The 20,941-nt window shown below is 50.4% G+C and carries 14 protein-coding genes; 4 read left to right on the forward strand and 10 right to left on the reverse strand.

All coding sequences use genetic code 11. The annotated features are described in order from the left end of the window. Window positions 1-24: 24 nt before the first annotated feature. Entirely contained in the window at window positions 25-747 is a 723-nt protein-coding gene (locus MKZ24_RS03485) for a GntR family transcriptional regulator (protein ID WP_042132808.1), read from the reverse strand. 153 nt (window positions 748-900) lie between these two features. Between MKZ24_RS03485 and MKZ24_RS03490 the strand changes: the two genes are divergently transcribed. Then, entirely contained in the window at window positions 901-1,839 is a 939-nt protein-coding gene (locus tag MKZ24_RS03490; RefSeq protein WP_076243442.1) for a hypothetical protein, read from the forward strand. 281 nt (window positions 1,840-2,120) lie between these two features. Then, on the forward strand, window positions 2,121-4,502 hold the full coding sequence (locus MKZ24_RS03495; protein WP_076243441.1) for a GH36-type glycosyl hydrolase domain-containing protein: 2,382 nt from the start codon (window positions 2,121-2,123) through the stop codon (window positions 4,500-4,502). 98 nt (window positions 4,503-4,600) lie between these two features. On the opposite strand, the gene MKZ24_RS03500 is transcribed toward MKZ24_RS03495, so the two are convergent. The 5 genes from MKZ24_RS03500 to MKZ24_RS03520 all read right to left on the reverse strand — a co-directional run bounded on the left by MKZ24_RS03500 (window position 4,601) and on the right by MKZ24_RS03520 (window position 10,313). Further along, on the reverse strand, window positions 4,601-5,011 hold the full coding sequence (locus MKZ24_RS03500) for a hypothetical protein (RefSeq protein ID WP_076243440.1): 411 nt from the start codon (window positions 5,009-5,011) through the stop codon (window positions 4,601-4,603). Then, window positions 5,004-5,453, reverse strand: a complete 450-nt coding sequence (locus MKZ24_RS03505; RefSeq protein WP_076243439.1) for a LytTR family DNA-binding domain-containing protein — start codon at window positions 5,451-5,453, stop codon at window positions 5,004-5,006. Before MKZ24_RS03505 ends, MKZ24_RS03500 begins: the two co-directional genes overlap by 8 nt. Before the next feature lie 170 nt (window positions 5,454-5,623). Further along, window positions 5,624-8,221, reverse strand: coding sequence for a metallophosphoesterase (locus MKZ24_RS03510; RefSeq protein ID WP_340781317.1), 2,598 nt, complete (start codon window positions 8,219-8,221; stop codon window positions 5,624-5,626). Window positions 8,222-8,224: 3 nt separating this feature from the next. Continuing rightward, entirely contained in the window at window positions 8,225-9,490 is a 1,266-nt protein-coding gene (locus MKZ24_RS03515) for a class I SAM-dependent methyltransferase (protein ID WP_340781318.1), read from the reverse strand. A 34-nt stretch (window positions 9,491-9,524) separates the two neighbouring features. Then, on the reverse strand, window positions 9,525-10,313 hold the full coding sequence (locus tag MKZ24_RS03520) for a nucleotidyltransferase domain-containing protein (RefSeq protein WP_340781319.1): 789 nt from the start codon (window positions 10,311-10,313) through the stop codon (window positions 9,525-9,527). Between the two features lie 177 nt (window positions 10,314-10,490). Here MKZ24_RS03520 and MKZ24_RS03525 point away from each other — a divergent pair, with 177 nt between their 5' ends. Both MKZ24_RS03525 and MKZ24_RS03530 read left to right on the forward strand, forming a co-directional pair. After that, window positions 10,491-11,804, forward strand: coding sequence for a helix-turn-helix transcriptional regulator (locus MKZ24_RS03525; RefSeq protein ID WP_042132803.1), 1,314 nt, complete (start codon window positions 10,491-10,493; stop codon window positions 11,802-11,804). Next, entirely contained in the window at window positions 11,791-12,597 is an 807-nt protein-coding gene (locus MKZ24_RS03530; RefSeq protein WP_076243436.1) for a WYL domain-containing protein, read from the forward strand. Before MKZ24_RS03525 ends, MKZ24_RS03530 begins: the two co-directional genes overlap by 14 nt. A 21-nt stretch (window positions 12,598-12,618) precedes the next feature. Here the strand turns inward: MKZ24_RS03530 and MKZ24_RS03535 are convergent, their stop codons facing one another. The 4 genes from MKZ24_RS03535 to MKZ24_RS03550 form a co-directional block, all read right to left on the reverse strand. Then, window positions 12,619-12,888 carry a DUF6809 family protein gene (locus MKZ24_RS03535; RefSeq protein ID WP_076243435.1) on the reverse strand — a complete coding sequence of 90 codons (270 nt, stop codon included), beginning with the start codon at window positions 12,886-12,888 and terminating at the stop codon, window positions 12,619-12,621. A 184-nt stretch (window positions 12,889-13,072) separates the two neighbouring features. Continuing rightward, window positions 13,073-15,289 (reverse strand): pectate lyase family protein, encoded by a 2,217-nt coding sequence (locus tag MKZ24_RS03540; RefSeq protein WP_052421619.1) that lies wholly within the window; start codon window positions 15,287-15,289, stop codon window positions 13,073-13,075. A gap of 336 nt (window positions 15,290-15,625) precedes the next feature. Then, on the reverse strand, window positions 15,626-16,015 hold the full coding sequence (locus tag MKZ24_RS03545; RefSeq protein ID WP_052421618.1) for a DUF948 domain-containing protein: 390 nt from the start codon (window positions 16,013-16,015) through the stop codon (window positions 15,626-15,628). Between the two features lie 97 nt (window positions 16,016-16,112). After that, window positions 16,113-20,819: a polysaccharide lyase family 8 super-sandwich domain-containing protein gene (locus tag MKZ24_RS03550; protein WP_340790035.1), complete on the reverse strand. Its 4,707-nt coding sequence runs from the start codon at window positions 20,817-20,819 to the stop codon at window positions 16,113-16,115. Window positions 20,820-20,941: the final 122 nt, after the last annotated feature.

A 20,941-nucleotide genomic window follows, 5' to 3' on the forward strand; every position in this document is an offset into this window, starting at 1 on the left:
GGGAAATTCCCGGCCTTTTTTTCGTTAATGAACAGACACGAACGTGTTGAATTTCAGATACTGGTAATGGAAGCGCATATGCGAGAATTCAAATGGCGTCCCGTTATCCAGGAAGAAGATCCCTTCCATGATTCCAACAGGCTCATTCTCCTTCAAGTGGAGCAATTCCTGATCACTAGGCAGCGAAGGCTCGGCAAAAATAGATAAAAAGGATTTGGTAACCGCCAGATTGCGCGACTCCTCCAGATAATGAAAGATCGATCCTTCGATAATCGCCATATCGAGATCCTGTACAATTTTAATCGGAATATATCCGGTCTCAATCATAAAGGGCTCCTCATCAAACAGGCGCAGGCGGACAATCTTATATACGAAATCATGAGGCTGCAAGAATAAATCACGCTGAAGCTCTTCCGTGGGCCGGATAACCTCGAAGTTCAGTACTTTGATCTCCGGCTTCTTGCCATGCATTTGAAAGTTGTCGGAGACCCCCAGATTAGAGCCCTCGTAATTAAAAATCGAATCGTTTTTTATGTACAGCGGATTAATAAAGGTTCCCGATCCGCGTTTCTTGAAAATAATGCCGTAGCTCTCCATCTTGGTCAGCGCACGCTTAATGGTACTGCGGCTAACCTGATACGTTTCACTGAGACTACGCTCATCCGGCAATCTCATATCAGCAAACCGTCCCGCAAAAATCTTCATTTTGAGGTCATCAATAATTTGCTTATAGACAAATTGTGTCATGTAGTACTCCTTCGTCGGGTCGAGCCTAAACTTCAATATTAAATATATCATATTAGGATGAATGATAGCGCTCAAATTTCAAACCTGAAACCCCGCCTGTCAAACCGCGTACATAGAACTGGAAATAAATATATTACCAGGGGGAAATACAAAATGAAGAGAAAATTTGTTATCGGACTTATTATTGCTTTTATGGCACTAACGGGCTGTAGCTCAAATAAAAACACGGCAGAGCCATCGGCGACTACAGCAGCTGCTCCGGCAGAAACACAGGCATCCTCAATTCCTACCGAGGCGCCAACACCTGCACCTAAAAAATTGTCTGATACAGAAGCTGTGGCGCTTGACTACGTTAACATTTTCTTAAACGGATCGGATAGTGAAGCAAAAAAAACCTTCATTACAGACAACGTCTATCCGGATGCCCAGCCGCTGTTTCAAATGATTCAATCCGTAGAAACACCTGATGACCAGAAACTTAAGAATCCCCAGGTTCTCGAGTCTACACATTATTCTGATGAAGGCGGTATGAAAGTTGAGGCCGTGTTAATCCAAGGCCAAAAAGCCTCTAACCTCAAAAGCGAATTGATCGTTCTTATCAGTGACCTGAAAATTATCTGGGCAACAGATTCATCAGACCAGGAAACATTCGGCGAAGCAAGAAAGGTCTTCAAAGAGCCAGTCCCGGAAGCTTCGTTATCAACCGTACCTGCTCCTAGCGAAATGTTAAGAGAGATCCGGAATTTCGTAATCTCCGACGTGTGGAACGAGGGATTTGTTGACATCCATTCGTATATTAATAGCGGGACCGGCAGTACAGGACAGAGTCTGGATATCAATTTCACCGTTGAGCAGCTGGCCAAGACCATGGATAAGAAAAAGGAATACGACAGCTATATCACCGGTCTTGATTCCAAGTATGATTCTCTTAAACAGGTCTGGACGAAGCTTTCCTCCGAAACTGATCGTCTATACAGCCTGGTTCAACAGAATCCGCCCAAAGCCAACGATACCACCGCGAATTTTGATACCGGAATCTTCAATCAGTATTTGGAGGCCTTTGAGAAGGAAGTAGACGCCGCAATCAAATAATTGCTAATTAAAAATGCAGTCCATCTCCTTGGGGGGAAAGGACTGCATTTATCTATAGATGCTTATTGATCAATGCTCCCCATAATCATATCCATGAGATTACCCGGTTCCAATATAACAAACACCTATAAAAATATTATATTGTTTGCTTTTTACACTAAAAATTAGGGTTTCTTAGTAGGCCGAAACTGTCTTATAATGAGATTGGGCGGGAAATTCCAACCGTTTGTGAACGCGTGTTTACACTCCTGCCTGTCATCCACTTTGTAGGAGGAATGGTTATGCAATACGGTCATTTTGACGAAAAGAACAAAGAGTATCTCATCACGAAGCCTAATACACCTGCCCCTTGGGCCAACTATCTTGGCTCGCCGGAATACGGCGCGATTATCTCAGGAAATGCCGGAGGCTACAGCTTCGTGAAGTCCGGGGCCAACGGACGGCATCTCCGCTACCACTTCAACTCTAAGGACGAGCCGGGACGCTACATTTATGTAAGAGACCTGGAGAACGGGGATTATTGGTCCGGCTCCTGGCAGCCAGTGGGTAAAGATCTGGAACAATACCAATCGGTATGCCATCATGGAACCGGATACACGAACATCGTCTCGGATTACGATAACATCCATACGGAATCGTTATACTATGTGCCGCTGAACAAAACCTACGAGGTATGGCGGATGAAGGTGCGTAATGACGGCACCAAACCCCGGAAGCTGGCTCTCTTCGGTTTTGCCGAACTGACCAACAATAACAACTACGAGCAGGATACCGTCAACCTGCAGTACACCCTGTTTATCTCACGCACCTACTATAAGAATAATATGATCCTTCAGGTCATCAACGAAAATATCCCCGAAGAGCAGAGCTGGAGATTCTTCGGCGCAGCCGGCGCGGAAGTTACCGGTTACGACGGCGACCGCGATACCTTCCTGGGCGATTACCGCAGCTACGGGAACCCGGCTTCCGTTGCGAACGGCGAATGTTCCAATTCACTCAACTACAATACCAATGCCTGCGGCGCCCTGCAGATCAATGTGGAGCTGCAGCCGGGAGAAGAGAAAGAAGTCGCCTTCCTGCTGGGACAGTATGATGAGCAAGGTGCGTCTGAGATTCTGAGTCACTACAAAGATTTGTCTGTGGTAGAGAAGGAGCTCGAAGAACTGAAGGCGTTCTGGCACAGCAAGCTTAACCGCTTCCAGGTTCAGACCCCGAGCGACAATCTGAACAATATGATCAACACCTGGAATGCTTACCAGTGCTTCATTACCTTCATCTGGTCGCGTGCTGCCTCCTTCCAGTACTCCGGTCTGCGTAACGGGCTCGGCTACCGGGATACCGTGCAGGATATTCAAGGCATTATCCATCTGGATCATGAGATGGCCCTTGAGCGCCTACGACTGATGATTTCAGCCCAGGTCTCCAATGGCGGCGGACTGCCACTCGTCAAATTTGATCATAATCCAGGCCATGAAGGCACACCGGACGACCCGGAATACGTGCGGGAAACCGGACATCCCCATTATCGTGCGGATGATGCCCTATGGCTGTTCCCGACGGTTATCAAATACTTAAATGAAAGCGGTAACTGGGGCTTTACGGATGAAGTAGTTCCTTATTCGGATAAAGGCGAGGATACCGTATATGGACATCTGCGCCAGGCCCTGCAGTTCAGCCTGGACCGCATGGGTGCACACGGGATGCCGGTTGGGCTGCATGCCGACTGGAACGACTGTCTGCGGCTTGGAGCCAAGGGAGAGTCTCTGTTCGTTGCCTTCCAGCTGTATATGGGCTTCAAAATATTCATGGAAATTGCCCGGAATAAAAACAAGCCGGAAGATGTAGAGTGGGCACAGGCGCTGCTCGAAGAGCTGGACGGCAATATTCAAAAGCATGCCTGGGAGAATGACCAGTTCGTCCGCGGGTTCACCGAAGACAACTATACCATCGGCTCCTGGGAGAACGATGAGGGCAAAATCTGGCTGAATCCGCAAAGCTGGGCGGTTCTCAGCGGCGCTGCCCGTCCGGAACAGGCCAAGCTCTCCATGGATAAAGTGTACGAGAATCTGCGGACCGATTACGGCTCTATGATTTTCTATCCGCCGTTCCGTAAATACGGTCTGCCTGTAGCGCTAATGGCCCTCTTCAATGCCTCCACCAAGGAGAACGGCGGGATCTTCAGCCAGCCGCAGGGTTGGCTGATTCTGGCCGAGACGATGATCGGCAACGGCGACCGCGCGTTCGAGTATTTCCTGAACTGCAGTCCGGCCAGCATGAACGATCAAGCCGAGGTCCGCAAGCTGGAGCCATACGTACATGGCCAGTTTGTTGAATCCAAGGACAGCCCGTACCAAGGCCGGGCACATGTCCACTGGCTCACCGGCACCGCCTCGACCGTTATGGTCTCTCTGGTAGAGGGCATTATGGGGGTTCAGCCGCAGAAGGATGGCCTCCGCCTGAATCCGTGCGTCCCTTCCGAATGGACAGAATTCTCTATGGTGCGGGAATTCCGCGGCAAGAAGCTGAACATCCGGGTTGAGAACAAGAACGGCGTGCAAAAAGGAGTATCGCATATCGTCATTAACGGCGAAGAAATTCAGGGCGACCTGATTCCGGTTACCCAATTGGCGGCAGAGAATGATGTGCTGGTTGTTATGGGATAACGTTTAGGGATAGACAAGGAGAGCGGACCGGTTACGGACGCTCTCTTACTTTTTGCGGTATAGCAGACATTTCCTCTGTGGCCCCCGCAGACTCCGGTCTACTTCAATATCTTATTCAACTCCGCAGCTTGTTTCTTACTGTTCAATCTGGCATAGAAGTAGAACGCAATTGTATGCAGGACAACGGATAACAGTAGCATTGCAGGCAGCCATGGTCTGATATGGTTGAACATATCTACAGAGAACAGCCACACCATCCCCATTCCGCCTGCTATACTGAGGGTCGAAGAAATAAGAATGTTCCACAGCGGCCGTAGCGTGAAATGATTCCACAGCACATTGTACATAACTCCGAAGATCCCCGCAGCAATAACAGCGATACCCGCAAGCCGCCAGAGATACAGCATATCCAGCGATTGCTCCCGGAAGAAGACCGTAAGCAGCAGCATGATCCATAACGAAGTTAAGGTGAACACCTGAAAAAACGACTGTTTTAATTGATTAGCCATGATAACTCCTCCTGAAATTATTCATATAGTAACGGCTGACATAATAATATGAACCATCTGTCAAATTCACTTTTATCCGGGCATTATCTGTGGCTGAGAATTCTTTAATGTAGCTGGTGTTAATGATGGTCTGATTATTGATTTTCATGAACCGGGGTGAATCCAGCACTTCCAATGCGAATTTCAACCGTGTATTCAGCAGAAACATTTCACCGGTAATGACACGTACACTGCACATCCGGCCTTCCGGCTCTATAACTGCAATAGTGTTGGTCACAATCGAAACATTCCGGTCATTCTTGGCGTTGATTACCACGATCCGTCTCTCCGCCGCCTGAATGGCTGCTTCGATATTTCCCCATTGCCCCTGTTCAGCCGGGTGGGTGACTATTTTCGCAATTCCTTGCCCCATACCTGATTCCGCTTCAAAAATAATATCCAAGCTGCACTGCCTCCTCTCAGATTTCATATTAGTATCAAAAAGGAGCAATGACCACCATTCTACGTTTTCTTGCATATATTCGTCGGTTTGTTTCAGGAGAGATATTCCCCCTGCTCCCCAGACACAAATAAGACCGCCGGGATCTTCCCGGCAGTCTGTCTCACCTCCCGCTACAACCGCGGGTCCATCTCCTTCTCCTTCGTTACCTCAAACAACAGGTTGGCCGCAATCTGCTTGTAGACCTCGTTCTCAGCCGAAATCTCATCCAGCTTCACTTCCAGCAGTTGTCTGCCCAGCCGGTGCTCGGCTAAGGACGTGCGCAGCTTGGGAACGATATTCTTCTGCTTCATCAGCTTGGCATATTTATGCGGGAACTTGTAGTCATACCCGTAGATGATCGACAGGTAGCCGGGATTACGGACCTTCAGGTAAGGGACTACCCCTTGCTGCTCCTGCTCAGGCTTAATCACAATACCCTCCATACCCTTTTCCACCGTTACTTTTGCAAAATACGCCTCTGCCTTGATGTAGGCATCCGGCTCATTCAAGTCGAGCACCAGAATTTCGTCGTCATTTAGGAAACGGTATTGTTCCGAAGTCAGGCCGTCAGGTATCCGTTCATCTCCACTTTCCAGCACTTCCTTCAGGATGGCAAAAGGTTTATACTCCAGCTCCGCGTCACCCGCATACAGCTCCAGCTGCTGCTGGTATACCCGGTAAGCTTCGTCCCGCTGGTCCAGTTCCACGTAGGAATCTCGTATGTCACGGATATGCTTATACGTCTGGTACACATGAGCTCCATAGCTGCTGTTAAGCGCCTCTTTGGTCAGATGATGCTGATCCTGCTCAAATCCGCTCGCCTCATAATCCTGAATCAGCTTACCCAGCGACTCTTCGAACCCGTGTTGTCTTAAGAATTCCAGCTCTGTCTCCAGCGCCTTGCCGATCGGCTTGAACTGGCGTTCAATCAGCCCGTCGCCAAGCGCCTTCCACGGCAGCAGCTCCCCATCCAGCAGAAGCACACGAATGCCTTGCTCAGCCATATACGGTCCGAATTTCTGCAGCAGACCTTCGTAGATTGGAGCCAAGTCAACCGCCTTGACCTTATAGCCGTTACGGCTGACTGCATAACACTGCTCTATATCCCGGTAGAGGTACACACTACAGCGTGATCCCATGTACTTGGGCTGCAGGACAACTTCAGAAGCGCGCCGGTCAGCGAAATAATCCAGACCCTTACGCAGCGACTCCAGCTCACCGGCAGCCACATCCTTGTCCGCAGGTGACATCGTCCCGGAGATAAAGTTCACCCGGTTCCTCGAGGAATATTGCAGTCTGCGCACAGCTTCGTAATCCAGCTCCTGCAGCGATACGGGCTGCTCTTCATGGAACAACGTCGGCAGCTCTTCCTGCAGCACAATCTGGTGGGATTTATGGCTTTTGTAGAAAGGCTTGAACGACATGCGGACAGACGTCAGCCCATTTCCCTGTACGGCTCCAGTGTCGAGGTGGAGCTTGTTCTTGATCCGGAACGTCTGCTTGGCGGCAATGTGACCAAAGAGATGGAACGGGTGATTACTCACCGCCTCCTGCTTCAGGAAGTCAAGCTGCTGCTCATACGCAGCCTCACGGTCCAGCCGGAAGTTACGCTGATGGCGCAGCGAATTCGTATCCAGCTTCCCGATGTACTTATTGCGGCAAGGCGCGTGCGTAACATAGAAGGAAGGACCCTGCATACCGATATAGCGGTAAAAGGGCTTGGAATCCTCCACCAGTACCGAGAATTTACGGAAGAGCTCAGCGTCCTCTTTTAAAGCCCGGGTCGAATCGAAATACGTTCTTAGCAGCTCCGGATCGGTCCCTTGAATCTCACCCCGCAGGTATTTATAGACGAAATTCTCATGGTTGCCCATCACCAACAGGAAATGCTCACGATTCCCGTACAGGAACTCTATCGTCTCCCGGGTCTGCTTGCCCTTATCTATCCAGTCCCCTACAAGAATAATCTTTGTGTTACCCAGCTTATCTGTAGCGCTTAACTTACCTTCTTCTAGCTTATATCCATAGCTGCGCAGCAGCCCCTGAAGCTCTTGAACACACTCATGGACATCGCCGGCCACAATATACTCTTGATCCTGCGGAAGTACCGAGGCTGCGTAAGTCTCCCAATCCTCAATATTCACCCGGTAATCCGGGTTTGGCAGCCCTTGACCTTCAGCCTCCCCTTCCAGGAGGAAATCTTTGGCGCGCACCTTATGGATCTTGTTGTAGCCTTCGCGGGACAATACGGGCAGCACTTCTTTTCTCAGCCGGTTCAGATGGCCCGAAATCAGCTTCTTTGAGCGCTCCGAGGCATAATAATCCTCCCGCTTACGGTAATCGAACAGAATAACCTCGAGATTGTAATTATTCTCCTGGGCAATGGCGCGGACTTTACTGCGGTAATCTTCAGCCAGTCCTATCGTATCCATAATCACAAACTCCGCATTAATCGGCCAGGAGGTCACCAGCTTCAGCCGCTCAAACAGCAATTGAAACGTATGCGAGCTCGCCTCCAGCATCACCTGATCATATTTGTCGTAATCGTAACCTAAGATGTCCTGCCGGATGCTATCCGAGGACAGGTACTGCACATTCGTGCGCAGCCCTGTGGAGTTATCCGCAAGCTTCAGCTGCGGGATCAGGACTTCCTTGGCAAATGTCGTTTTTCCGCATTCCGTTGCCCCCACCAGCATGAATACCGTGTGTACCCTGGTTTGAATGTCCACTGTCTATTCCTCCTTTCTGCGCACAATCGCGCTTTGCGTCGTCCGGATCTCATCTACCCGGTCTCCGACCATCCCGTACTCCGCCTCAACGGCCAGGCCTTGAATTGTATCTGTAAACCAATCACGGAACGCATCAATACCCATTTCCCACTTATGATCCTCATGACGGAATCCCTCCAGCTCATAATAGCGGTTGAAGTCGGCATTCGGCGTGGTCACAATCAGCTGTTCGAAATCCACACTTCCGATAATTTGCCGGATCAGCGCAGCCGCTTCATCCTCGCTCATATGCTCTACCACTTCGGTCAGAATCACATCGACCTGCTCCCCGTTATACGACTCCAGAAAATGATCCAGCGAGCCGAAGGTAGCGATGTTATCGATTTGCTTGGCCTTTGCCTTCCGGTTCACAACCTCCAGCAGCTCTGCATTGATATCCACGGCGTAGTAGGTACTCTCGATCTTCCCGGCAAACGGAATGGCATAGAAGCCCTCCCCGCAACCGATATCCAGAACCGGCTTATTGAATGGAAGCACACCTGAGATAAACGTCCGCCGCTGCATCGCCGTACCGCCATACTCCAGCCCGATGGAAGCCTGCTCCGTTTGCTCAATAGAGGCTTTGTAGCGCTTGAACAGCTCCCGGGTAGTAAGGAAGCTCCGTGCAAACAGACTGCGGATATAAAAAGGGGCATCAATCACATTCAGGCTGCGGATATATTTATCCAGAATGCGGTCCGAAATATCGATATACTCATCCCCAAATATGGATAAGAACAGGGACAGCACCTGAGTCACATGCAGGAGGTGATACAGGCTTTTATGCGTGGTAATGGTCAGTGAGTAGCTCTTATGCGCCTGATGCTGCAGGGAGAAGGTATAATCCTTCAGATGCTTGTTGAAAAATTCAATATAGTGCAGCCGCTCCACCTGAACCATATTGATGAAAAAGGTATGCTCGTAGCCTTCAATGTCCCGCTCGTCCTGCGCCTTAACAGGCGTGGAGAAGAACTCATTAACCGCATTCAGCGGAAACAGCGGGGTGTTATACCGGGAGACATTGAGATACTCAAAGCTGTCACTGTCGTTCTGCTTATAGGAGAGTTCATTATCTGCATCCTTGAAAAAAACGTTATAGGTCATATCATCCGAATACCAGCCATAGGCTATTCCTTTGCGGACCGGGCGAAGCTGCATGCCGCTCTGCGGATTCTTTTTGATCAAAAAGGTGAACTTCGGATTTGTAGATTTCAGTTGTACAATAGCCACTACGATCTTCCTCCTGTCAGTCGTTCTGTCTCAGTCACTTTCCCCATACTTCCTGCAGCGCCTCCCGGAATAGGGCATCCAGCTGCTGGTCCCGGTTATCCTCTTTGATACTCAAGGCCGCCGCTGCCACCTTCTCCAGCACTTGAAGCTGCTCTTCCAAATAATCGTTAATCGCGCTTAACCGCGGCTCAACATCCAGTTCTTCACCGGATTTCTTCCGTGCCAGCAATTGCTGCACTACCTGCCACAGCTCTCCATCCTGCGGAATCAGCCGGTCTACCAGCACATCGAACTCCATCGGCGGCATCTCTTCATAACGGTTAATCCATTCACAGGCCAGAACCGGGCGCAGCACATAAAAGTATTTCTTGATCTTGACCTGCCCGCCCTGCAAGTAATCACGGTAATTGCCTTTAGCCATATTCAAGTAATGGTACATACAGGATTTCGGTGAAAAGGTATACGGCGATATCCCTCTAAGCTGTCCGGCTACACTGAATTTCTCTGCATACTGAATCGGCGATTGCAGCCACTCCAGCAGCGGCGGATTGGACTTACGGAATAAATTAAGCGCCTTACGTAAATCCCAGCCGTTGATATCCAGCATATTGTTAATCGGACGCTCTATGACATCCCGTTTATCGTAGATAGATAAATACCATTCCGGCTTATGCAGATAAATGAACCGCACATCATAATCACTGTCCTGCGAGGGGAATCCCCACGCCCGGCTGCCTGATTCACAGGCATAGAGGATGGTAACCTGTTCTTCATCTTCAATCTGTTCCAGTTGCTCCAGAATAAGCTTATTTATAGGGGTCATTGTTATCACTCCAGTTCAACTCAGCTTCATGAACCTATCTTCCCTCATTTTCCCATTCACGAACAGGGCGGAAGTATGGCGGCAGGCAAAAAACCTTCCATTTTATTCAACTCTGGTGCTTAATATAAGTAGGTACTATCACTTCTAATGGATGCGCTACAGGCTGGAGGAATACAAATGGCCAAGGAAAGTTTCGATAAAGAAATTCAGTTTCTTCGCATGCTGTCTTTAGCCGGGGGAGCCTACAGCAGACAACAATTCGCCGACCGGCTCGGCATTTCCGTACATACCTATGACAAAACACTGCGCAACCTGAAGGAAATGGTTACTGTCCTGCAGCAGGATCTGCCTGCTGAACAGGGAACCGAGCTCTCCGAGTGGCTCCGTTACAACTACTATGAATCTGCCGATCCGCTGCTGCTCTTCCTGTTCCGGGCGAAGTCGCTTAAGGAAACGGAGAGCATCCGGCTTACTTTACTCTTAACGGCACTCCAGACTCAGGAGCGGACTGCCAAGGATCTGCAGGATCTGTGCAGTGAGCAAATGCCCGCCGATTCGCCGCTGCCTGATGAGAAAACCATCCGGGGCGATCTGAAATATCTGGAGGAAGTCGGCGTCATTCTCCGTGTCAATGAGCGGCGTCCTTACCGGTACAAGGCTGCCAACGACCTGATTGACCAGCTAACAGATGACCAGCTTTTGGACCTCTATGACTACGTGGATGTCATCGCCAATACACAGATTCCGTCTGTACAGGGCTACCTGCTGCGCGACACCCTGAAGAAGGTTCTGCGGAAGCGGGGATTTAACCCCGAAGCTACAGAGACCCATAGATATAAATACAATTACCATTCACGTATTCTTGATGAGGCTCATCTCTACACGATATTCGGTGCTATTCAGCAGCGCCGGAGAATCCAGTTTCTCTATCTGTCCCCGAAAAAAGGAATGAACTACACCTCCCAGAACACGAACCCTCTCTTTGAGCGGGAGTCTGCGGGTATTACAGATAGTATCCTTCCGCTACGCGTCGTCTACGACCATCAGTATGGGCGGTGGTATTTAATCGGACATCATGCCCGGATGGGGATCAAGAAATTCCGGATGGAAGGCCTTACGCAGATTGAAGAGGGCGAACCCGTGGAAGAAGACGAATATACGGAGAAGCTTAAAGCTCTGGAAGCGCAGATGAAGAACAGCTGGGTTACAGATACCAACCGTGCGGTTAAGGTAGCTGTCAGATTCTATAACCCCAGCGGGTCCGGCGCTAATTTCATCCGGGAGCGGGTTGAGGCGCAGGGGCAATGGGGCGTGATTACAGAGGAGTCCGATTCAACGTTCCTGTACGAGATCGAAGTGAACGAAATTTATGAAATCAAGCCCTGGTTACGGAGCTTCGGTTCGAGCTGTGAGATCTTAGAACCCCGCTGGCTTCGTAAGCAATTTATTGCAGAATGGAAGGAGCTCCGGAGCTACTATGAATCCATTTGAGAAAATATTCAATTTCCAGATCATCTCACGCCTTGATGAAGCGGGGTCGCTTGCGCTGACCTCCCAGGAACGTTCCTGGCTGAAAACGATGTTAATACACCCTGCTTCAGAGGCGGCTTTTACACCGGAAACCTTAAATAAATTAAACTCTCTACTGGAGGCTGAAGCATCCATAGAAGTGCGGGAGATTATTATGGAGAAGGCCCGCAGTAAAGAGCGCCAGGTCTATCATCCGCTGCTCCGCACACTCCGCCGCATGATTATGCAGAATAAAGGCATCCTGATTACTTATCAGATTAAGCATGGCGGCGAACGAGCGGATCAGGCCGGTTTCCCTCACAAGCTGGAGTACAATATGTATAAGCGGGAGTGGTATCTGCAATGGTACAGCACCCGGCAGCGTTCGCTCATGTCCACCAAACTGCGCAACATGGTGTCGGTCGAAGTATTCCCCATCCCTGCCAAACGGATTGACGACCTGAAGGCACGGATAGCGCGCTTATTAGACGGTCTGAAAGAATCTGCCTGCATTCAAGTGATGCCTGTCTTTAATGCGGAGCTGTCACGTATCCTGTCTGCCTTCTCCTGTTTCGATAAGTCCGTGTCTTTTGATGAAGCCTCCGGCATCTACCGGATCCATGTCAACTACATGAGAGACGACAGCGAGTTCCTGTTATCCCGAATCCGGTTCCTTGGGTTACGTGTGAAAATTACCCAGGGCGAGCAGCTTAAGCGTCGTATGCTGAAAACGGCTGATATGGCGATTGAGCGGTATGGGGAGGATGTGAAGTGAATGTTGACTAGTCACGCATTGCTAAGCATCTACAAGGACTTCGATCATCATCGCCGTCCCGGCCTTAAACCCGGACACAAATGCAGCTGTCATCTCCAGCCCCTGTATTTGCGAATACAGTTCTAATAAAGACTCCAGCTCCTCAAACTCGCCTGCGGACAGCTTCTGCTTCCAAGTCTCTAGAGACTCGGTAATTTGCCTGTTGAGCGGTCGGTAATTGGAATCCTTAGAGATAATATCCTCGTTAGGGAATAGACTGCCATGATATAGTGATTCGAGTATGTTTGGCATAAGAGCCTCCTTTATCGGCTACATAATTATATTCGATAAAATCAGCGTAGCATATTTGCAGAGTGTACGTGGTACGCTTAGGCGTAATATCACAAAAATAAACAAGGATCAATCTTCGTGATTCTTAGGATAAATTTAAAAAGACACCTCTAAGGGTGTCTTTTATTTATGATTTTAAAACTATCTACTCCACCTTCATATAATACAAATTCGCAGTACTATCCTTCGTAATCGTATGCGCACCCGCTGCAATAGAGACTGTAGCAATACCATTCGTGATCGGATAGCTGGTTCCATCCACTTTGACCTTGGTTCCTTCCGAGTTGAATACTAATGTTAAAGTCGAGGCTTTGGCAGCTGTGAACCCAATGCTGGTTGCGCTCTCGATTTTCAAACATTGGGTTAAGGTCAGGCCGCCATATACTACAGTTCCTTTGCTCGTGGAGAGATTCCCCGAAATAAAGAAGAAGCTGCTCGTTGTTCCGGATGTAGTGAAGTTATGAACAATTGCCCCAGTAGTGGGCGTTGGCGTTGGTGTTGCAGTCGGCACCGGAGTTGCCGTTGGCCCAGGCGTTGCAGTCGGCACTGGAGTTGCCGTTGGCCCAGGCGTTGCAGTCGGCACAGGAGTCGCCGTTGGCCCAGGTGTTGCCGTTGGTGCAGGCGTTGCTGTTGGGGCAGGTGTTGCTGTTGGAGTTGGAGTCGGTCCTACCGGACTGGAATTACCTCCTACTGATACAAGACCCGTAATATAACTTCTGATTGCGGACATCAGTGCGGCATTCAGCGCATACGATGCGTCATCCACAGCGTCATTGAAAGCCCATGTGAAGTCTCCACCGCCCTGGCGTCCGGCTTCGGCCGTAACGACCTGTTCCACAGTGCTTACGCTATCAACATCTGAGGCACTAACTCCCGTATCAACGCTCGTATCGAAGTTGTTATACGCTGTCCCACCCACTAGAGCTTTGTATGAGCTTGGGACGGTCTCATTTCTCGAAGAAGCTAAGTAGGCATCAAACGAGGTAGCATTCGCCGGAGCCGTTCCGGTACTGGAGTTGGCATAGATCAGACTTGCCGCACCAGTAATACTGTTGTTGTAGGCTTTAATCACACCCCCGTTTTCGCCGGAGAACGTTCCTTCTTCCCCTATAGCATCCGTACCTTGCAAGGAACTAAGCATTGGATCTTTAGTATTTCTGAACACATTCGATTCTACAAAAGCCGAAGCTCCGGTTGTAACGCCGACACCATATTTGGAGACCCCATCATAGAAGTTGTTATAGACATGAACAGAAGCCACTCTAATCCGCGGATGACGGGAATCCGAATGATCGAACCAGTTATGGTGGAAGGTAACAAAGAATTCTGCAGATTCACTAAGTCCGACCAGAGCCGCTTTTCCGGAATCAAAATAGTGGTTGTACGAGATAGTGATATACGTTGAGCCTTTCTTGAGGTCCGTAGAACCGTCACCCTTAGCCTGGTCCGCGTCACCTCCTGCAGAGCCGTAGAAAATATCGTTATTATGCACCCATACATTCGCATTGCCTGTATCCATGGAGATACCGTCGTCAGGGAATAACATCACGCCCAGATTTCTGACTTCGACATTCCCCGTATATCTAAGCAGCATTCCCCAGCCGTAGGCATACGCATCTTTCCCGATACCCTCGATGGTAATATTCATTTCCGTATAATTGTTTTTACCTTTGACTTCAAGATAACCGCTGCTGTTGAGCTGTCCGCTTAGGTCAGCCGCTGTAACTTTTCCGATAATCCGGATGGCCAGCGGTGTTGTATCATAGCCTTTTTGTCTCAGTGTCAGAATTCCGCCAAGACCAACCCCGGTCTGTACGGTACCCGAGCTGCTGGTCTTCACACCGAGCGTTACGGTTTGCGCATTCTGGGAGGTGATATACAGCACCTGTGCCCCGCTTTTGAGCGTCCCATTATCATTATAAGCACCTGAGCCTGTACCAAATTGCGAATTGGCTGAAAAAGCAAATCCGGACCGGTCATACGGCGCTACCGCCAGCGTTCCTGAGACGGCATTTGCCGTCACTGCGCCTGACGATACGGCCTCAACCTTCATTACATAACTTCCGGCTGCAAGCCCTACCGCATCAGCTCTCCAATAGGAAGAATACTTGCGGATCAACTCGTTATTAATCTGCTGATACTGGGAGTCCGCTGCGCCCGCTGCTTTAACATATACATTATATCCCGATGCATTGCTTACTGGTGACCACTCCACATAAGCAGCTTCATTTCCGCCTCCACTGCCCGTTATCGTAAGACCCGCAGCGTGTGCTACCGTAGTTCCCCATCCGCCGGCGATCAGAGATAGTGCAAGAGAAAATAACAAAACTATACTGGTTACCTTTGCAACTGTCCTTTTCATTTCATTGCCTCCTAATTATAATTTGTTGCAGATCCTTCTGTAACCGCTTGCAATAATCTGTGATGCTCCTCTTGCACCTCCTCTTGTACCGGCTAATCCGAACCGTTGAAGCAGGATGAGATGAACCCTCTCGGACAACCCGAGCATATCAAATGTGAAAAGGGTGCTTAAACAATCATTTGCTCATATTGGCAGTGATTCTGCGGTATTATGAGTTAATGATTATTTCGCAGTGAGATGATACCCGGCATAAGCTTTGTTGAGCTTACAAGGGGCCGTTAGAGCCAGATTCGCATAAACAAAAAAGACACCCCTTAAGGTGTCTTTTTCTGAAATTTATTGAAATTTTGTATTGACGCGAATGGGGATGCTTTGTTGCTTGACTGGAGGTTTTTCGGGTTCTTGATTTAAATTTTGCCCTATTTCCGAAGCGTTTTTTTTGAATGTCTCTGTCACAGTCTGAATCACTTCACCCACATTGTGCGCAGATTCAAAGATCGGATCTATCGTTTTAATTTTACCTTTCACATCCCTGGTAACCTGATTAGCCGTATGAATGAGTTGGGTAGCCTCTCCTGTTAAGCCATGAATCGCATTTCTTACGTCAACCAGCGTCTTATTGGTCTCTGAGAGTGTAGTCATTCCTTTGCGCAGCGTAAGAATCAAGAAACCAACCAGACAGATAAAAGCAACTGCAGCCAAAGCAATACTAAGTTGGATAACCATGCAACACCTCCTGTAGTTCCACTGTATGTCCAACTTGTTGGGTTCATTCCTTCAATTGCCCTCAAGCAGGTTTTCCTGGCCGAATTTGTTCTACTTTCTATTCCTGATCCTTCGCTGCGAGCATTCTGAGCAGAACCGTGACCGTTTCCGCCCTCGTCGCGGCATCTTTCGGGAAGAAGCAGTTATTACCCTTACCCTGCATAATCCCCAGATTCTTCATCTCGGCTGCCGCTCCAACCGCCCAGACCGGTATGTCGCGGTCATCTGCGAATCCGGCGGAACGAGCTTCGGGTGCCAGGTTTAAGGCTCTCGCCAGCATCACGGCCATTTCCGATCTCGTCAAGGGCGCATCTGGACGGAAGTTACTGTTCTTATCGCCCTGAATAAGACCCAAGCTTACGGCTCGCGCAACGGCTGCCTTGGCCCATTGCCCGATCCGGTCAGTGTCCTTGAAGGACAGGATTGCTTCCTCGTTCTGAAGCTTCAGCGAATTCGCCAGCATCACCGCGAATTCAGCGCGCGTTACCGTGCGATCGGGCCGGAACGAGCCGTCCGGATAACCTGTGATCATTCCCCTCTTCTCTGCTTCCAGGATATTGGCTTCGGCCCAATGACCGCCAACATCCGCGAAGGCATGACCGGGTACCGGAACGTCCGGCGTGTCCGAACCGCCGTTTGGATCATCGCTTGGATTAACGTTCGGATTATTGGGAGTTACCGGCGGACTCACGGGAGCTCCTCCTCCCGAATGGCCTCCGGTTTCGCCGTTTGAACGCTCGTTTACGGAAACGTTTATTTTCCCCGTAACGGACGGATTTGCGGTCAAGACGGCTGTAATTGTCACTTCTCCTGCTACGGAAGGCGCCGTAAAGACCATGCTGAACCGGCCGTTCGCATCCGTGATTGTCTTTGAGCTTTGGAAGCTGCCCGACGAAGCCGCGACTTCGGCCTCCACGCCAGAGACCGGAAGATTGTCACTGTCGTAGACGATTCCCGCAACGGATACATCGTCTCCCACCGTCACGGCAGACGGCGTCGCCTGGAGTTCGATTAGAACGGGTACTTGTGCAGCCTTAATTACGGAGACGGTAATCTTATCCGTCACGGCCGGACTCGCCGTCAAGACGGCTGTAATCGTCACTTCTCCGGCTGCGGAAGGCGCCGTAAAGACCGTGCTGAACCGGCCGTTCGCGTCTGTTACTGCTTTGGCACTCTCAATGCTCCCTGACGAGGCCGCAATTTCGACCTCTACGCCCGGGACCGGAAGATCGCCGCCGTCGTAGACGACTCCCGTAACGGACACCTTGCCTCCAACCATCACGGAAGACGGTGCCTCCTGGAGTTCGATCCGGGCGGGCACTTGTACGACCCCTTCTACGTAAACGGTAGTCGTCCCGCTCACAGACGGATTCGCGGTCAAGGCTGCTGTAATCGTCACTTCTCCGGCAGCAGACGACGCTGTAAAGACTGTGCTGAACCGGCCGTTCGCATCCGTTACCACACTGGCGTCATTGACACTGCCCGATGCAGCCGCGATCTCGACCTCTACGCCGGATACCGGAAGATCGTCACTGTCGTAGACGGCTCCCGTAACGGACACGATGCCTCCGGATGTCACGGAAGACGGCGCTGCCTGAAGTTCGATTCGGGCGGGCACTTGTACGTCCTGGTTCACGGATACGGTAACCGTATCCGTCACGGTCGGACTTGCAGGCAGGACAACCGCGATCGTCACTTCTCCGGCTGCGGAAGGCGCGGTATAAACCGTGTTGAACCGGCCGTTAACGTCCGTTACTGCTTTAGCCGTTTCGATGCTGCCCGATGCAGACGCGATTTCGACCTCCACGCCGGGGACCAGAAGATCGGCGCCATCGTAGACGACACCTGTAACGGACACTTTGCCTCCAGCCGCCACGGAAGATGGCGTCGCTTCTAGTTCAACCCGGGCCGGAACCTTTTGTACGTTCTCTGGACCATACACTTTAAATTCCCAGAGCGAGTAGCCGTACGTGGTCGCTCTTTTCGTACCATACATCCGGACGTATCTTGCATTCACCGGTTCGAAGGAGATCTCATCGGTTTCTCCGTCTCCGGTGGCGGTACTGTATACTGTATTCCAGTCCTTCGTGTTGTCAGAAACCTGGATTTGGTACTCCTTCCCATACGCACTTTCCCAATGCAGCATGACCTTCGCAATGGGCTGGCTGGAGCCAAGATCGGCGTAAATCCACTGCGGATCAGCATAGTTAGATCCCCAGCGGGTCGTCAATGACCCGTCAACCGCATTACCGGGAGACACGTCGGCGGCTCTGGCCGAGCTTGCCGTTACCTTCATGCCTTCGGCGAGATTGGGTGCCACCGCCTCAAACACATTAAATTCTGCAAGCGAATAGCCGTCCCCGGTGCCCTGCTGAACGCCCAGCATCCGGACGAACCTGGCATTGACCTTACCAAAGGAAAGCTCGTCGATTCCGCCATCCCCCATAGAAGTTGTATAAACGTCCTTCCAGGTGACAGCATCCTCCGACACTTGAATTTTATAGCTTTTTCCATACGCCTTTTCCCAATTTAGCCTAACTTTATGGATCATATATTGATCTTGCAGATCGACATAAATCCACTCGTTGTCCGAAGCACTTGAACTCCAATAGGAACTTCTGTATAGATCGGTTGCATTCGAGGCAAATTGCTTGCCTTGGCTGGAGGAAGCGGTCGCCCCTTTACTGTAAGCGAGATCGAACCCTCTGTCGTCGAGAGAGGTTCCCTCGTTTAGGGTCATACTCCGGCCGGTAAACGTATCCTTGCCGAGTCTATAGGTTGTTGTGGTTTTTTCTCCGTTACGGTTCAGCGTTACGTTCACTGTAATCCCCGGGGTTTCGGGATTAGCAACCGAGATGCGGACAGGTGTCACGGATTCGTCAATGATCACCATGGACGGTTGGTCAGCTGTGACCGTCAAGCCGTCTCTTAGCGTCACCGTCCCGGGTTGATAGAACAGCAATTCCGCAATGCCAAGGGAATTGTGCCGGACTGCCTGAACCGACGGTGTATTCGCAAGAATACTGACCGGGCTCGGGCTCACGCTTGCGTAGCTGCTGACCTCTTCAGGGGTTTTATTCGGCAATACGATATATTCATAGGAAGCGTTAGTCGGTTTCACGCCATGATCGAGCCATATTGAAAAAACCGGCTTGGTGATCGGCTCCGCCGAGCTTCCCGTGATGACATCGCCCCATTTTCCCGTCTTCGTCTCCCGCTTCACTTGAAAGCCGGTAGGATTCGGGAAAACATAGCCGGTCTTATCGTTATATGCCCAGCGCCCGTTAGCCTGCACCGTTCCGTCCGCTATTACTTTTCCGTCTACGAGCACATCCCCTGCCGCCAGACTTTGGTTCAATGTTGTATGGACCGGCGCAGCGTTAGTTGAAGCGATACCTGTGCCTAGCGCCACCATTTCATCATCGAAAAAGAAGTAGCCTTTTTTGCCGCTTGTACTCAGCTTGTTGAAATCAAACGCTGTGGCTCCATAACGCTCGTTGGTCACGCCGCCTACAAATGTTTTGGGATTGTTGAAATTCGCATCCTTCGTGAGTACATACGGTGCCGTCGTACCTGGAACATGAGCCCAGTCCATCAGCGGATAAACAGTCCTGTATTCATCCCCGGTTCTCTGAATGGCAGTGGCTCCTTGCGGCGTCCAGTAGAGCAGGTTATATCCGCTAGGATTAATGGTTCTCCACTCGCCGCCTTTGACCGTGCTGGAAGACATCTTGACCGTAATTCCATAATCATCCCGCATATGCGAGGAGACTAGCGTCTGCCATTGCGTCATATTGCTAGCATCCAGTCCGTTGCTCGTGCTCGTACCAATACTGCGGATGTTCTCAAGAAAACCCGCAAACTCGGCAGCGCGCTTCGGATTGGCCGCCTGCATCCACTGCAGCGGATCTTCATAGAAGGTCAAGGCTGCACTCGCATAATCCGGCCACTCTGGTCCATTCATCCCCATCCCTAGATCGGCAACATCGCCTCTCACGAGGTACCTGGTGCCGTCCAGCAGGTAGGACGATAACGAATCAATCGCCGCCTTGCTGTACGAGAATGAGGTATCCGAAGTTACATACGCCCAGAATGACATATCTCTGGCAAAGCTTCTTCCATAGCCCGTCGTATAATTCGTTTTGCCATGCATGAAGAATGACATGTCCGACTGGATTCCCGTCACAGTCGCCGTCACATTCGACAGCACGTTAAACGCTTCCACAGCGTTCCGGACAATCTGGGCATCCTCCAGCAATAAGCCGCGGATCATATAATTCTGATTGTACCAGGACGAGTTGGCACCATCGACAGTGTGCGGGCTGCTATCCAGCGTGCCGATTATATTGGAAGCTTGCGTTTCAGTTAAATAGCCTTCACATAAAAGCGCGATTTTCCCCAGCCTTAATTGCTTGCCGATTCCGGTCTCCCACCAGTTGGTGGAAGTGGGCTTCACCGTAAACCAATAGTCCAGCCCCTTTTGAATGCCTCCTAACAGGGTTTCATTATGATAGTATGGACCCTTCGGGTCAGCAAACGCCTGAGCCATCGACTGCAGCCGGTCTAATGCGAGATAAGGCGACCAGGCCCTCCCATTGGCACTGGAGGCCGTACTCGCATAATCTACATCCCCCCAGCTTCCATTGGAATTTTGATTGGTTAAGTACGTGCCGGCCTGAGATTTGTAGGTCCATTCGACCCGGCCGTTCGTTCCGTCGTTGATAATATCCTTGGAGACATAAAATGCCGCCGTCCGGTTTTTCATCAATTTTATTTCAGCGATCTCTGGAGAAACGTTGGCCGCCCCGGGCGTGCTCGCCGATGCGGGTGAATATAACCCTATGGAGGATATCAACAAACAAACAATACCAAGACATGTCCATCTCT

The sequence above is a fragment of the Paenibacillus sp. FSL R7-0297 genome, assembly GCF_038009025.1.
GTDB lineage: Bacteria > Bacillota > Bacilli > Paenibacillales > Paenibacillaceae > Paenibacillus_AQ.